13 protein-coding genes and 4 tRNA genes are annotated in these 13,683 nt (G+C 55.8%); 11 read left to right on the forward strand and 6 right to left on the reverse strand.

The annotated features are described in order from the left end of the window. Window positions 1-7: 7 nt before the first annotated feature. Both NZ823_17725 and NZ823_17730 read left to right on the forward strand, forming a co-directional pair. Entirely contained in the window at window positions 8-1,717 is a 1,710-nt protein-coding gene (locus NZ823_17725) for a hydantoinase B/oxoprolinase family protein (GenBank protein MCS6806968.1), read from the forward strand. 35 nt (window positions 1,718-1,752) lie between these two features. Further along, window positions 1,753-2,547, forward strand: coding sequence for a hypothetical protein (locus tag NZ823_17730; GenBank protein MCS6806969.1), 795 nt, complete (start codon window positions 1,753-1,755; stop codon window positions 2,545-2,547). A 176-nt stretch (window positions 2,548-2,723) separates the two neighbouring features. On the opposite strand, the gene NZ823_17735 is transcribed toward NZ823_17730, so the two are convergent. Genes NZ823_17735 through NZ823_17745 form a run of 3 tightly spaced genes read right to left on the reverse strand, consistent with a single transcriptional unit; the run spans window position 2,724 to window position 4,631 of the window. Further along, a complete protein-coding gene (locus NZ823_17735; GenBank protein ID MCS6806970.1) occupies window positions 2,724-3,068 on the reverse strand; it encodes a chorismate mutase in 345 nt (114 codons plus the stop codon). Then, a complete protein-coding gene (locus NZ823_17740; protein ID MCS6806971.1) occupies window positions 3,065-3,883 on the reverse strand; it encodes a hypothetical protein in 819 nt (272 codons plus the stop codon). Before NZ823_17740 ends, NZ823_17735 begins: the two co-directional genes overlap by 4 nt. Continuing rightward, window positions 3,834-4,631 carry a type III pantothenate kinase gene (locus tag NZ823_17745; GenBank protein MCS6806972.1) on the reverse strand — a complete coding sequence of 266 codons (798 nt, stop codon included), beginning with the start codon at window positions 4,629-4,631 and terminating at the stop codon, window positions 3,834-3,836. Before NZ823_17745 ends, NZ823_17740 begins: the two co-directional genes overlap by 50 nt. A 726-nt stretch (window positions 4,632-5,357) precedes the next feature. Here NZ823_17745 and NZ823_17750 point away from each other — a divergent pair. From NZ823_17750 to purU, 4 genes are all read left to right on the forward strand, one after another. Then, on the forward strand, window positions 5,358-6,281 hold the full coding sequence (locus NZ823_17750; protein MCS6806973.1) for a cysteine synthase family protein: 924 nt from the start codon (window positions 5,358-5,360) through the stop codon (window positions 6,279-6,281). Between the two features lie 91 nt (window positions 6,282-6,372). Further along, the gene (locus tag NZ823_17755) at window positions 6,373-6,792 is read left to right on the forward strand and encodes a M67 family metallopeptidase (GenBank protein MCS6806974.1); all 420 of its coding nucleotides are present in this window, start codon (window positions 6,373-6,375) and stop codon (window positions 6,790-6,792) included. Window positions 6,793-6,804: 12 nt separating this feature from the next. Beyond that, window positions 6,805-8,250 carry a molybdopterin-synthase adenylyltransferase MoeB gene (moeB, locus tag NZ823_17760; protein MCS6806975.1) on the forward strand — a complete coding sequence of 482 codons (1,446 nt, stop codon included), beginning with the start codon at window positions 6,805-6,807 and terminating at the stop codon, window positions 8,248-8,250. Window positions 8,251-8,502: 252 nt separating this feature from the next. Beyond that, a complete protein-coding gene (gene purU, locus NZ823_17765) occupies window positions 8,503-9,366 on the forward strand; it encodes a formyltetrahydrofolate deformylase (GenBank protein MCS6806976.1) in 864 nt (287 codons plus the stop codon). A 127-nt stretch (window positions 9,367-9,493) separates the two neighbouring features. Here purU and NZ823_17770 read toward each other — a convergent pair whose 3' ends face one another. The 3 genes from NZ823_17770 to lpxD form a co-directional block, all read right to left on the reverse strand. Next, a complete protein-coding gene (locus NZ823_17770; protein ID MCS6806977.1) occupies window positions 9,494-11,200 on the reverse strand; it encodes an aldehyde dehydrogenase family protein in 1,707 nt (568 codons plus the stop codon). Window positions 11,201-11,288: 88 nt separating this feature from the next. Continuing rightward, on the reverse strand, window positions 11,289-11,588 hold the full coding sequence (locus NZ823_17775) for a BMC domain-containing protein (GenBank protein MCS6806978.1): 300 nt from the start codon (window positions 11,586-11,588) through the stop codon (window positions 11,289-11,291). Window positions 11,589-11,802: 214 nt separating this feature from the next. Next, window positions 11,803-12,834, reverse strand: a complete 1,032-nt coding sequence (gene lpxD, locus NZ823_17780; GenBank protein ID MCS6806979.1) for a UDP-3-O-(3-hydroxymyristoyl)glucosamine N-acyltransferase — start codon at window positions 12,832-12,834, stop codon at window positions 11,803-11,805. A 173-nt stretch (window positions 12,835-13,007) separates the two neighbouring features. Between lpxD and NZ823_17785 the strand changes: the two genes are divergently transcribed. From NZ823_17785 to NZ823_17805, 5 genes are all read left to right on the forward strand, one after another. Beyond that, a tRNA-Thr gene (locus tag NZ823_17785) sits at window positions 13,008-13,083 on the forward strand. A 36-nt stretch (window positions 13,084-13,119) separates the two neighbouring features. Further along, window positions 13,120-13,207, forward strand: a tRNA-Tyr gene (locus NZ823_17790). 101 nt (window positions 13,208-13,308) lie between these two features. Next, window positions 13,309-13,383, forward strand: a tRNA-Gly gene (locus NZ823_17795). Window positions 13,384-13,421: 38 nt separating this feature from the next. Next, window positions 13,422-13,497 (forward strand) — tRNA-Thr (locus tag NZ823_17800). Between the two features lie 46 nt (window positions 13,498-13,543). After that, window positions 13,544-13,683 (forward strand): GTP-binding protein (locus NZ823_17805; protein MCS6806980.1); only part of this gene is annotated, 140 nt, incomplete at its 3' end.

Genomic DNA, 13,683 nt, shown 5'->3' on the forward strand with positions numbered 1-13,683 from the left:
GAGCCCGATGCGTCCAAGCAATCACCGTTCAAGCAAACGCCGGGCGTTGACAGATCAGGATCGCCAGCCGGACCCGGTCGAGCTGGAAATCTTCAAAGCGCTTTACACCTCGGTGGCTGAAGAGATGGGCGTTGTGCTACGGCGAACGGCCTTCTCGCCCAACATCAAAGAGCGACGCGATTATTCCTGCGCGGTATTTGATCGGCATGGCCGCCTGATTGCGCAGGGAGACCACATGCCGGTTCATCTGGGTTCCATGCCGCTGTCGGTGAAAGCGGCGCTGGAGGCCGTCGCACTGCAGCCGGGTGACATTGTCATTCTCAACGATCCGTATGCGGGCGGTACGCACCTGCCTGATGTGACCATGGTCAGCGCGGTGTTTGGGCGAGAGCGCCGCGCCACACTGCGACCAAGCGCCACGCAAAATAGGCAGCGGCTTTCTTCATCGCTACGGACTGCGGCTTCTCTGCCCGCCGGGTCCTCTGCGCCTGTGTTGTTTTATGTGGCCAATCGCGCTCACCACAGCGACATCGGTGGCGCCACGCCCGGCTCGATGGGCGCCAGCAGCGAAATCTTTCAAGAAGGAATCCGCATCCCGCCGGTGCACATTGCCCGCGGTGGCCAGCTTGAACATGATGTCTTGAATCTGATCTTACAAAACGTTCGGCTGCCCGATGAGCGTGAAGGAGACCTGACCGCCCAAATCGGCGCTATGCGCGTCGGCCAGGCTCGATTGTTGGAAATTGTCGAGCGGTATGGTTTCGATACGGCCGACTTTTACGCTGATCAACTCATTGCTTACACAGCCCGACTGATGCGCCATACGATTGCCAATATCCCAGACGGTGATTACTCAGCTCAGGATGTCCTCGACGATGACGGTTTGACCACTCAACCGATTCCCATTCGGGTCACGATTTCCATTCGCGGCGATCATGCCACTGTTGATTTCACCGGCAGCGCGCCACAAGTGCGGGGTGCAGTCAACGCCGTCGAAGCGATTACGGTTTCGGTTGTCTATTATGTATTCCGTTGCTTGATTGACACGGATGTGCCGGCCAGCGCCGGGATTCTTGAGCCGATTCAGATCATCGCTCCAGCGGGCACCATCGTGAATGCGCGCCCGCCGGCGCCGGTGGCTGGCGGCAACGTGGAGACCTCACAACGCATCGCTGACGTGCTCTTCAAAGCTCTGTCGCAAGCCATGCCGAATAAAATCCCGGCAGCCAGTCAAGGCACGATGAATAACCTCTCAGTGGGCGGCGTTGATCACCGAACCGGCAAGCTGTTTGCCTACTACGAAACGATTGCCGGCGGCATGGGCGCGCGGCCAGGCCGCGACGGCTTGCATGCCATTCACACGCACATGACCAACTCGCTGAACACGCCGACGGAAGCGCTGGAGTACGCCTATCCGTTTCGCGTTCGCCGGTATGCGATCCGGCGTCACTCTGGAGGGCGCGGCCGCTGGCGCGGTGGCGATGGGATTGTGCGGGAGATCGAATACCTCACCGACGCGCGTGTGTCGCTGCTGTCGGACCGGCGCGTCTCCGCGCCTTATGGCTTGCACGGCGGCGGCGACGGCAAGCCGGGCCGCGCCATTCACTACCACCACCGGCGAGCCCGCCGACTCACCGGCAAATTCACCATAGATGTGCAGGCCGGCGACCGCATTCGGATTGAGACGCCGGGCGGCGGCGGCTTTGGCCCCGCTTGATGCAATCCGGCCAATTCGATATGATAGGCGTCGCTATGAAGCATACCAACCGAGCCCTTTTGCTTTGCTTGATGTTGCTCGTCAGCCCATCGGGCGTAGCGCCAGCGAACCAGAAAGACAAGAAACTCACCGAGCTGAAAATCCAAGCCGCGGCTGCCTACGGTGGATTGGGCACGTTACTGGTGCTGCGTCAATCAGGGTTCATGCGTGGCACGGTCAAGCTCTACACCGGAACGGATACACCTCAAGAAGGCGAAATCACGATTCGCTTCACGCGAAAACTGAAAGTGGCTGAAGACCTCACACGGATTGATTTGAAGCTGCCGTCAGCGCCGAAATTGACTATCGCGTGGGATGGAACTCGCGTCTGGGGCACAGAAGATGACCGGCCGATTGTGCTTTACTTGCGTAGTGAAGCCGCTATGAAGGCGCAGTTGATCCATAACTACGAGGCCTTTCTGCGCGCTGAAGAGCTGGGCACGCCGGTCAAATACATTGGCGAAGAAAAGCGCAGTGGCATCCCGTTGCATGTGCTGGAGCTGCGTCATGCCGACGGCTCGACCACCCGCTACTACGTCAGCGCCAAAACTTGGCGCATCCTCCATCTGGAATACGAGTTCTCCGTCCCATCGCAAGCCAAACCCATTCGCGTCCGTGAATCATTCTATGATTTTCGCGTGGTGCAAAACACGCTGGCCCCGTTTCAGGTGAAACGCTACGAAGACGATCAGTTGGTGCAGGAGTATAACTTCACGGAAGTGACGTTTGGGGTTCAGATTGATAAATCGCTGTTTGAACAGGGCGGGGGCAGCACCACGAAAGGCTCCTGATGATCGCTACACTCTCAACGAGGTGCGTGGCGTTGCTTCTGCGCCGCGCGTGTGATTGTTACACGTCAATGTAGCGTGAGGACAACCGAAGAGCGCGCCGGCCCAATACCATTCGCACACACAAAATCGTAGACTGCCGCTTGGGACGTTCTGCTGCTGCTCTCCATGTCGTTTCATCAAACATGGCCTTCATCTGGACTATTGGTAAAACGCTCAGGCTGATCTTCAATGGAATTTTGCTTGCCCGCCTCTGCTTGAAGACGCCGGGATTCTTCCAAGATGGCGCTAAATAGGCGTCGGACAGTTTGCTCGTCGAGCCGGCCGCGGCTCCGCTCAACTGCTCGTTCAATGACTTGTTGCTCACGCTCGGGAGCCGCAATGTCCAGCTTCATTTGATGCTTGAGCTTGCCGATTTCAATCGAGCAGGCCGCTCGACGCGTCAGCAACTCAATCAGTTGTTCGTCAATCTCGTCAATTTGGCGTCGCCAATCTTCAATCGTCACGTCACTCACTGCTCTCACATATAGAAGAGACTCAATCGGGGCAGGCGATATTGCTCGCGCAATCGCTTGGCCACGTAATGATCCATCGTTTGGCGATAGATGTGCGGCTCCATGCGCTTTTTATACTCGCGCAGTTGTCGCTTCGCTTCTTTGCGCACGGCTTCCAATTCGTCCGGAGGGATGCACTGCAATAATGTTTCGTACAACATGGTCTCAAGACGACTCAACTCTTGTTCTATGGCTTCCAGATCAAGCGTCTGCGCAGACTTCATATCCTGTACCATGTCATCCAACCGTGTGTCTGCGCGCTGGACAGTCTGCTGGATAAGCTCCGTCGCGGAAGGTGAGTCAAATGAAGCGGCAAACTCTTGCAGCAACGGCCTTCGTCCCGCTACATACGCAAGAATTGTTTCTTTGGAAAACGGCGGCGGCGCTTGTGCAGGCTCTGGGCCGGAAGCTGACTCGGACGCTGCCCCCACGCGCGCGTGTTTGTACTCCTCAAAGCAGGAGAGAACCTCTTGCTGGCAATAGAGAATTGAATTGATCAACCTGCCAGAAGCCGCGCGGTGATTGGCTTCGTAAGCGTCAAATACGCGGTCAATCCCTCGCAAGACGATGTGCAACGGGATACCCATATCTTTCCAGCTTTCGATAATGGCCCAATCAAGTGAAGAAACCAGCAGGTGCTTCCCTCGTCGGCGGACAAAATGCTCCTCCACCTCGGTGAAATAGTTGAAGTAATTGACGACCAGCGTATCGCGTGGCGGTGTCTCTTCAATGGCGTCAAACGGGGCTACGTTCGCTTGATTGGCGCTGTCGGACATGGCGCTCATAGATTAGCCGCAATCCTTCCAGTGTCAAGTTGTCGTCAATGGTTTGAATATACTTGCAGGCGCGACCAATCAGGTGAGCCAATCCACCTGTGGCGATCACATGGGCGGGTCCTCCGAGCTCTTCTTGTAATCGCTCCAAAATTCCATCAACCAGCCCGATGTAACCGTAGTACAGACCCGATTGAATGCTGCTAATGGTGGAGGTGCCGATCACCGAATGAGGACGTCGAAGGTCTACACGCGGCAGCTTGGCAGCACGCAGAAACAAGGCTTCGGCTGAAATCGTGATGCCGGGCGTGATGACGCCGCCCAGGTACTCGCCTGCTTGCGAGATCACGTCGAACGTCGTCGCCGTTCCAAAATCAACCACGATACAGGGACTGCCATAGCGCGCCAGCGCAGCCACGGCATCAGCAATCCGGTCAGCGCCAACTTCCATCGGATTGTCGTAGCGCACAGGCATGCCCGTGGGCACAGACGCATCAACAAACAACGGATCGAGCTTGAAATAGGTAGCAGCCATCTTGCGCAGGGGGAAATCCAGCGGCGGTACGACCGACCCGATGACGATGCCGTCAATCTGCTGAAACTCTAGCCCGGCCAGCGTGAAGAGATTGCGACAAAGAATCCCCAACTCGTCAACTGTGCGTTCCCGATTAGTCGTCAACCGCCAACTGGTCACCAGTTCAGCCTCACGGTAGACTCCCAGCGCCATATTCGTATTGCCCACGTCAATGACTAACAACATAGCTGTTCGCCTCCTCTGGCAAAATAAACCCACCAAACATGCCAACCACGCGAAAGAATTTCTTCTTCATCCTTCGTGGCGTGCTGTTGCTCATGAACAATTTCTCTGGACAATTACACCACCAAACAAGGTGCGCCCGCCCGCAGACACGCCGGGCACTCATCCTGTGATTGGGTCGGTATCGGCGCTGGGTGCCTGTATTCATAGCGGGCGCTGCCCGCATCCCTTCCCCGCGCCGTGATTGAGTCGGTATCGGTGCTGTGTGCATGTATCCGCTCATTGGCCAGTGGACCTTCAGCACCACTTCAGGATGTCCTCACTTCGGGATGTCCTCCGGTGAGCTTTGCATTGTACTGAAAGTCGGCGCTCATCCGACAGTCCTTCAGCGACTCGATGATTTTCTTGGTAGCCCTGACGCAGGGGTCCTGCTGGGAAGTTTTGCGGCAGGTCAATTGACACGGCTGACCGACCCCTGCTAGATTTCATTCTCACTAATGAGTCAGATTTGTCAACAACGGCCATCGCCAAGACCGAACGTTATGACCACCTACTATTGGTGTCGTTATTGGTGTTGCGGGTATGACATGAGCTGTCGTTGCCCCAACACTCGTGCGCTGATAGTGGGCAAGGAAGCTGCTGATGAAACCTAGTTAGCGATACACACACGAACGACGTTGAACCCACTATCAGGCGCGCTGGTAGTGGGTTTTTATTTTGGTAAACACGATGATCGCTGAATTGACCGTCAGACAAACCATCGGGCTGTTAGATACAATCGGCAACACGCCATTGCTGAAGTTGTCGAACTTAGCTCCAGCGCGACATGGGGTTGAAATCTATGTCAAAGCAGAATGGTTCAATCCTGGCGGCTCGGTCAAAGATCGCGCGGCGCTCAACATGATTGTAGAAGGCGAACGCTCAGGCCGGCTGACGCCGGATAAAACGATCCTCGATGCGACATCCGGCAACACGGGCATCGCCTACGCCATGATCGGCGCCGCCAAAGGGTATCGCGTCAAACTCTGCATGCCGGAGAATGCCAGTCGTGAACGCCGCCGGACGCTTCAAGCCTATGGCGCCGAGCTGGTCTTGACCGATCCACTGGAAGGCTCTGATGGGGCGATCCGTGAAGCCAGGCGACTCTATGCGGAGAATCCCGAACAGTACTTCTATCCCGATCAGTACAACAACCCGGCTAACTGGCAAGCTCACTACCACACTACGGCGGTGGAAATTTACCGGCAGACCGGCGGGCGGATCACTCATTTTGTAGCTGGGTTGGGCACGAGTGGGACATTCGTCGGCACTGGTCGGCGACTCAAAGAATTGAGTCCCGGCATTCAGCTAATCTCAATTCAGCCTGACTCTTCGTTTCACGGGTTGGAAGGGCTCAAGCACATGGAGTCGGCCATTGTACCGGGCATCTATGATCCCACACTGGCCGACGTGGATATGCGAGTGAGCACGGAAGAATCGCTTGACATGGTCAGACGGCTGGCTCGCGAGGAGGGCTTGCTGGTCGGGTTATCATCCGGCGCAGCAGCCGTTGGCGCTATGCGAGTTGCTCAACAACTCGACCGTGGTCTCATTGTCGTCATCTTCCCAGACGGCGGTGATCGCTACTTGAGCGAACGCTTTTGGGATGAGTGAAGGCCTGTGAAAGCGGCCGGCAGATAGCGATGATCGTCATTGGTCGGATCAACACCATTGCTAAGGCAACATAAATGATCGGAGTGACACGATGCGCATCAAGCTGACGGATAAACACCGAACGGCCATCGCGCTACAAGCCGAGCGCACATATCCGCATGAGTGCTGCGGCCTGTTGCTAGGACGCGAGCTTCATGGCGCGAAAGTCGTGGAAGACCTCTGGCCATGCGACAATGCGTGGGTTGAATCGCCGCAGAATCGCTCGCTGATTCCCTCTGAGCAAGTGCTCCAGTGTGATCGTGAAGCCCGCGCGCGCGGACTGGAGATCATCGGGTTTTATCATTCTCATCCGAACGTGCCGGCGCGCCCTTCGGAGTTTGACCGCGAGCATGCGCTGCCTTGGTGGTCTTACATCATCATCTCAGTTCAAAACGGCAAGGTTGCCGAGCTCCGTTCATGGAGGCTGCGGGATGATCGCTCGCAATTCGATCAAGAAGAAATTTTCACATAAGGAGGCAAAACGATGTCAGTAAAAATCCTAATTCCCACACCGCTTCGCCCTTATACGGGCAACCAGCCAGATGTCTCTGTTGATGGGAACACGGTTGATGAAGCACTGGCACAACTCACATCACAGTTTCCTGAACTGAAGAAACATCTGTACAACGAATCGGGCCAGTTGCGCAGTTTTGTCAATCTCTATGTTGACGAAGAAGACATCCGCTATCTGGAAGGAGGCCACACGGCCATTCGTGACGGTCAGACCATCAGTATCGTTCCATCCGTTGCCGGAGGCAGCACAGCCGTGGCCGTGCCATCGCACGAAGTGGAATTGACTCACGAAGAAATCAAGCGCTATAGCCGGCATCTGATTATGCCGGAGGTTTCGCTAGAAGGACAAAAGAAGCTAAAGGCCGCCCGTGTGTTGCTAATCGGCGCAGGCGGGCTTGGCTCACCACTGGGGCTTTACCTGGCAGCAGCCGGCGTCGGCCACCTGGGATTGGTAGATTTTGATGTGGTTGACGAAAGCAATCTACAACGCCAGATCATTCATACGACGCCGGACGTTGGCCGCCCCAAACTGGATTCAGCTCGAGAGCGGCTCCGCGCCATCAACCCATACGTGCAGATTGAAACCTATCCCACTCGACTCACATCGGAGAACGCGCTCGACCTGTTTGCCCAATACGACATTATTGCAGACGGCACAGACAACTTTCCCACGCGCTACCTGGTGAACGATGCCTGTGTGTTGCTCGGCAAACCGAACGTGTACGGTAGTATTTTCCGGTTTGAAGGCCAAGCCTCTGTCTTTTACGCTACAGAAGGGCCGTGCTATCGCTGCCTCTATCCTGAACCGCCCCCGCCTGGCCTAGTGCCAAGCTGTGCCGAAGGCGGCGTGCTCGGCATTTTACCCGGCCTGGTCGGCCTGATTCAGGCCACAGAAACGATCAAGCTCATTCTTGGCAAAGGCGAGCCCTTGATTGGCCGACTGCTGTTAGTGGACGCCCTGGGCATGAAATTCCGTGAATTGAAGTTGCACAAGAATCCTGATTGCCCGGTCTGCGGCCTGCATCCAACAATCACCACACTGATTGATTACGAGCAGTTCTGCGGTATGCAACCTGAAGCTGAGGCCGTCGAAGATGAGGCATGGGAAATCACACCAGTCGAGCTGAAACGCCGATTGGATCGTGGCGAACCTCTGTTCATCCTCGACGTGCGCGAGCCACAAGAGTGGGAGATCGCCCGCATACCCGGCGCGACGCTGATTCCACTGGGACAATTGCCATCCCGCCTTCATGAGCTAAACAGCGCCGACGAGATCGTCTTGCACTGCAAGAGCGGTGTGCGCAGCGCCAAGGCCTATCGCCTGCTGTACGACGCTGGCTTCCGCAAAATCAAAAATCTCAAAGGTGGCATTCTGGCTTGGTCTGACCAAGTTGATCCAAGCGTACCAAAGTACTGACCGGCCCAGGCAGCCGGCATGCACGTCTCTCTTGGGGCCAGGGGCCAAGCAGGCGTGTTGTTCACTGTGCCAAAGTGGTGACCGGCTGACTGGCTGACCAGCCCAGGCAGGCAGGACGAGGCCAAAGCCTTTTGCCTGCGTCCGCCCTCGAACAGCGTCGGGTAGTATCCCCTGGTTAAGGGGCAAGAGGAGGCCAGAGTCTTTTGCCTGCATTCGCCTGCCTGCATCGCCTGTGATACAATCAGCCGCCACATGCCGGAACAGAGGCGCACAGCTACATGGTTGCTGTCCGGGCCTGACCAGAAGGGGCTGGTAGCCAAAATCGCCGGTTTTCTCTATCAGCACGGTGCCAACATCCTGCATGCCGATCAACACCAGGATTCATCTGTTGGCATGTTCTTTCAACGCATTCAGTTTGAACTGGACGGCATGGACTTGACTTTCGAGCAGGTGAAGCAGGCCGCCGACCCACTCGTTCAGGAGCTTGGCATGCGCTCCCAACTCCTCTCTAGCGAACAACGCAAACGCGTGGCCATTCTTGTCTCCAGACCCGGTCACTGCTTGCTGGACCTGCTGCTACGGGCACGCGCCGGCGAATTGCGCGGCGACTTCGTGCTAGTCATCAGTAATCACGACGACCATCGGGAGATGGTTACCGCCCTCGGATTGCCGTATTACACGTTCCCAATAACCAAAGAAACCAAACCTGAACAAGAACACGCGATCATCGAGCTGCTGCGTCGTGAATCCATTGATCTGGTCATCCTTGCTCGCTATATGCAGATTCTCGGCAAAGAGTTCGTCTCTGCTTTTCCGTATCGAATCATCAATATCCACCATAGTTTTTTGCCTGCGTTTGTCGGCGCGAAACCCTACCACCAAGCCTATGAGCGTGGCGTTAAACTGATTGGGGCGACCAGTCATTACGTCACCGAAGAGCTAGATGCCGGCCCGATCATTGAACAAGAGACTGTGCGTGTATCCCATCGCGATTCGATTGAAGACTTGCTGCGCAAGGGCCGCGATTTGGAAAAACTGGTCTTAGCGCGCGCTGTACGCTATCACCTGGAAGATCGTGTGCTGGTTTATGCCAACAAAACAGTGGTGTTTGATTAGAGGAGTAAACTCCCGGTCGAATGACTCAATGAAATTCCGATCTCAAGGTAAGCTCACGCTCGATTGACTCAACAAAATTCCGGTCTCAAACTAAACTCACACCGACTGAGTAAACCCAATGCCTGCCTCAGGTCCGAACAAAGACGTCGCACTGCTCACCTAAATCTCGCGCCGCTGGCGTAATGATGGTTTTGCTGTTGACGTAGATTTTCTGGTGATTGGCAATGGCCCGTTTGACATCGTCTTCGCAGACGAAATCAACCGCTTTGGGCAGCGGGTTTTCAGTCCGTGTTGCTGGTTGCGCCGCCGGTGGGGCCGGCGGCACAGGAGGGTTTCCGGCTGGCGGCTCCTCGGCGCGACCCAACCGCGATGTCAGAACTTGTTCGACCAATGCCTCGATGGTTGAACGGTCAATGCGCCATCCTGACCGCTCTGGCGTCGAAGTCACAACAGCCGATCGAACTGGCACTGCCGCTGTCGGACGTGTTGCCGGCTGCGTCTCGAATGCAACCCGCTTGATGTCGAGCAAGTGGCGTGGTGAGATGTTATCCGAAGTGATGTTACCGCCCCAGGAACCACAACCGAGCGTCATGCTCGGCGATAAATCAGTGGTCAAGCCGATCGAGCCATGCGGCGCCGGTGTATTAACCACAATGCGGGAGGCCGGCTGGCGCAACGAGAACGCCTTGATGACGCTCCGATCGCGCGAATGCACGGCCAGCGTATGCCCGGTTCCACCAAAACGTAATATACGCTCACACAGCTCGGCTCCCGCTTTCCAATCCGGCACGGTGTAAAACGCCAGAATCGGCGAGAGCTTCTCCAATGAGAGCGGATATTCCTTGCCAACGCCATCGAGCTCGGCCACCAACACCCGCGTCTGCGGTGGAACTGAAAAACCGGCCATTTCAGCAATCTTTGTTGGGTATTGCCCAACGACCTTGGGATTGACCGTCAGCGAAGGCTGAATCACAACGGGGCCAAGCGCGTTGATCTCGTCTCGGCTGAGGAAGTATGCTCCCTGCGCCTTAAGGATTTCGCGCACTTGATCGGCAATCGGCGCATCAGCAACAATGGCCTGTTCCGATGAGCAAATGGTCCCATTGTCGAAGCACTTGCCGGTGAGTATATCGGTCACCGCTTTTTCCAGATCAGCGGAACGCTCGATAAAGGCTGGTACATTACCGGGTCCAACACCAAACGCTGGCTTGCCGCTACTGTAGGCGGAACGCACCAATCCCAAACCACCGGTGGCCAGAATTACAGCCGTGCGCCGATGCTTCATCAACTCCTGCGTGCCTTCGATGGTCGGATCGGTCATCCAGCTTATGGCATCAGGAGGCAGTCCTTCACGCACGGCGGCATCGCGCATAATACGGGCTGTTTCAGCAATGCAGCGGGCAGCATTCGGATGTGGGCTAACAACGATACAGTTGCGCGCCTTGAGCGAGATCAAAATCTTATAGATCGTTGTCGAGGTTGGGTTAGTCGTCGGAATGATGGCAGCGACAACGCCGCGTGGGTCAGCCATCTCAATGATGGTCTCTGTCTCAGCGATGATGCCCACCGTTTTCATCGTCTTGAAGGCCTCGTACACGTTGACGGCAGCGAAGCGATTCTTTTCAGCTTTATCAGCGGCAATACCATAACCGGTCTCTGCCACAGCCAGCTCGCCCAAGCGGTAAATCTCTGGACGCACAGCTTCAGACATTGCAGCACAGACGCGATCAATTTGCTCCTGAGAGAACTCAAGAAGGGCTCGCTGCGCCTCAGCCGCTCGGTTGACCAGGTCACGCGCCTGCTGGATGGACATCAAATCTTTATCGGTGAGCACAACTGTTCTCCCTTAGCGCCTTGCTCGGTGTCAGGCCGGCGGTGAGCCTTGCACGCAGTCTCGCACCGCAAGGCCAGACACGTTGACGTTACTTCTTGTCACTCTCGCTGAGGTTGCCTTGAGGAATGATGCGTTCGACCTCGGCATGGGGTCGAGGGATCACATGAACACTAATCAGCTCACCAACGCGCCGCGCGGCAGCCGCGCCCGCATCAGTCGCCGCTTTGACCGCACCCACATCACCACGAACAAAGACGGTCACGTACCCTGCGCCGATATACTCTTTCCCGACTAATCGAACATGCGCGGCCTTCACCATCGCATCGGCCGCTTCAACGGCTCCGACGAAACCTTTCGTCTCCACCATGCCCAACGCTTCCAATGTCATAACTTGTTGAATCCTCCGTGTCGTTCTAGTTGCAGTGGCTAATGCTAACACAAAACCCACATCGGCAGAAGCTGCGAACCGCACAAAAAGCTGCTTCATTTGTGAGGCCTATCATCTCTGCTCGGTGGTCATTTCACAATCTACGGTTGCGCCCCCATACCCCGCCCTGCTGACCGTGTGTAGCAGAGGTGGATGCTCTCATCTCAGGTTGGGATCACTCTTCTTCCAATTGCGTGACGCGCTGCTTTAATTGCTCAAGCTCCGCCTGTAACCGAGGAATCCGCACAAGCGAAGCATACTGCGCTTTGAATTCGCTCATCGGTCGAGCTGGCGTGCCCCAGACAAATTGGCCTGGATGAATGCGCTTGCCTGTGGGAATGCCGGCCTGCGCTCCTACAATAGCGCCTTCACCAATCAGAACATGATCAGCAATGCCGACCTGGCCACCAATAACGGCTCGATCCTCAATCCGTGAACTTCCTGCTGCGCCAACCTGAGCTGCTAACACGCAATGCTGGCCGATATAGACGTTATGGGCGATTTGCGTCAGATTATCAATCTTCGTGCCACGCCTGATAATGGTTGCATCAAGCGCGCCCCGGTCAATACAGACGTTCGCCCCGATCTCAACATCGTCTTCGATCAGGAGTCGCCCAATCTGAGGAAACTTGTGATAGACGCCATCCACATTGACATACCCGAACCCGTCGCTGCCCAGAACGCTCCCAGCATGCACGATGACGCGCGCGCCAAGAGTGACGTTGGGATAAAGCGTCACATGAGGATGAAGCACACACTCCTGGCCAATGAGGCAATCGGCACCAATGTAAACACCGGCGCCGATGATGCTGTTGGCGCCTATGCGTACACCGGCTTCGAGCACAGCATACGGGCCGATGCTCACTCCTTCACTTAAATGAACGGACGGACCGATGATGGCTGACGGATGTATGCCCGGCACTGGACGGCGCGGCAGATGAAAGACGTTAGCAATGCGGGCAAAGGCTAACTTTGGATGAGCCACTTGGATATAAGTTTTGTGGTGGAGGTGAACGGATTCGGGAACCAACAAGCAGCCGGCTGAGGATTGCTCAGCGGCCTCGACCTGGCGTTCCGATTCGATGAACGCAATATCGTGGTGTCCAGCCTGAGCCAAACTGGCCACGCCCGTAATGAATTTTGTTCCATCACCAACGACTCGACCAGCAACTAGAGCGGCAAGGTCAGAAACGGTGTGTCGCATCATTGAATTCTTCCTTTACTGAGTTGGTTAATCAGAAAATCTACAAAAGTTTGAGAGCATCTTGCAATCTTTAGTTTTTATGTTATTATACTGGCTTTTGTTCAAGAGCAGATTTGTCTTTGCAGGATGCACGACGGTTATAATATGATGTTCGTTTGGTACCAGGAGTAGGTTGAGCCGGTGTAGCTCAGTTGGTAGAGCAACTGACTTGTAATCAGTAGGTCGGGGGTTCGACTCCCTTCACCGGCTCCATCGTCTGGCAAAGACAGGTGATGTTTGACAGCACGTGCAGGGGTGGCAGAGCGGTCAAATGCATCGGGCTGTAAACCCGACGGGTTTTCACCCTACGGAGGTTCAAATCCTTCCCCCTGCACCAGCTTTGAGCGATGAATCGGCAATGATGCATTGTGAGCGCCGGGTAGGGGCATGGACGTTTTTTCTCGTGCTGTCTCATGCTGCGCTCGCCAGCGGTTGTCAGCGGGAGTAGCTCAGCGGTAGAGCTCCGGCCTTCCAAGCCGGCTGTCGCGGGTTCAAATCCCGTCTCCCGCTCCAAAGTTGGGTGACACCAGGGCGTGTCATCATACGGTTGAGCCGACATAGCTCAGACGGTAGAGCACCACCTTGGTAAGGTGGGGGTCATGGGTTCAAGTCCCATTGTCGGCTCCAGGCAGTTTTTCAACGAGGCTTTTTACCAGGTGAGGAAACAAAGCGTATGGCCAAAGAGAAGTTTGAGCGAGACAAGCCGCATGTGAACGTAGGGACGATTGGGCATATAGATCATGGGAAGACGACGTTGACGGCGGCGATCACGAAGGTATTAGGGAAGAAGAATCCGAAGGTGGTGTTTCGGAG

It is taken from the genome of Blastocatellia bacterium, from assembly GCA_025054955.1.
GTDB lineage: Bacteria > Acidobacteriota > Blastocatellia > HR10 > J050 > JANWZE01.

Coding starts and splice junctions, on each gene's coding strand:
- NZ823_17775 (MCS6806978.1), bottom strand. CDS start 11,588: ATGACATTGGAAGCGTTGGGCATGGTGGAGACGAAAGGTTTCGTCGGA.
- purU (MCS6806976.1), top strand. CDS start 8,503: ATGCCGGAACAGAGGCGCACAGCTACATGGTTGCTGTCCGGGCCTGAC.
- lpxD (MCS6806979.1), bottom strand. CDS start 12,834: ATGATGCGACACACCGTTTCTGACCTTGCCGCTCTAGTTGCTGGTCGA.
- moeB (MCS6806975.1), top strand. CDS start 6,805: ATGTCAGTAAAAATCCTAATTCCCACACCGCTTCGCCCTTATACGGGC.
- NZ823_17740 (MCS6806971.1), bottom strand. CDS start 3,883: ATGAGCGCCATGTCCGACAGCGCCAATCAAGCGAACGTAGCCCCGTTT.
- NZ823_17755 (MCS6806974.1), top strand. CDS start 6,373: ATGCGCATCAAGCTGACGGATAAACACCGAACGGCCATCGCGCTACAA.
- NZ823_17750 (MCS6806973.1), top strand. CDS start 5,358: ATGATCGCTGAATTGACCGTCAGACAAACCATCGGGCTGTTAGATACA.
- NZ823_17745 (MCS6806972.1), bottom strand. CDS start 4,631: ATGTTGTTAGTCATTGACGTGGGCAATACGAATATGGCGCTGGGAGTC.
- NZ823_17730 (MCS6806969.1), top strand. CDS start 1,753: ATGAAGCATACCAACCGAGCCCTTTTGCTTTGCTTGATGTTGCTCGTC.
- NZ823_17725 (MCS6806968.1), top strand. CDS start 8: ATGCGTCCAAGCAATCACCGTTCAAGCAAACGCCGGGCGTTGACAGAT.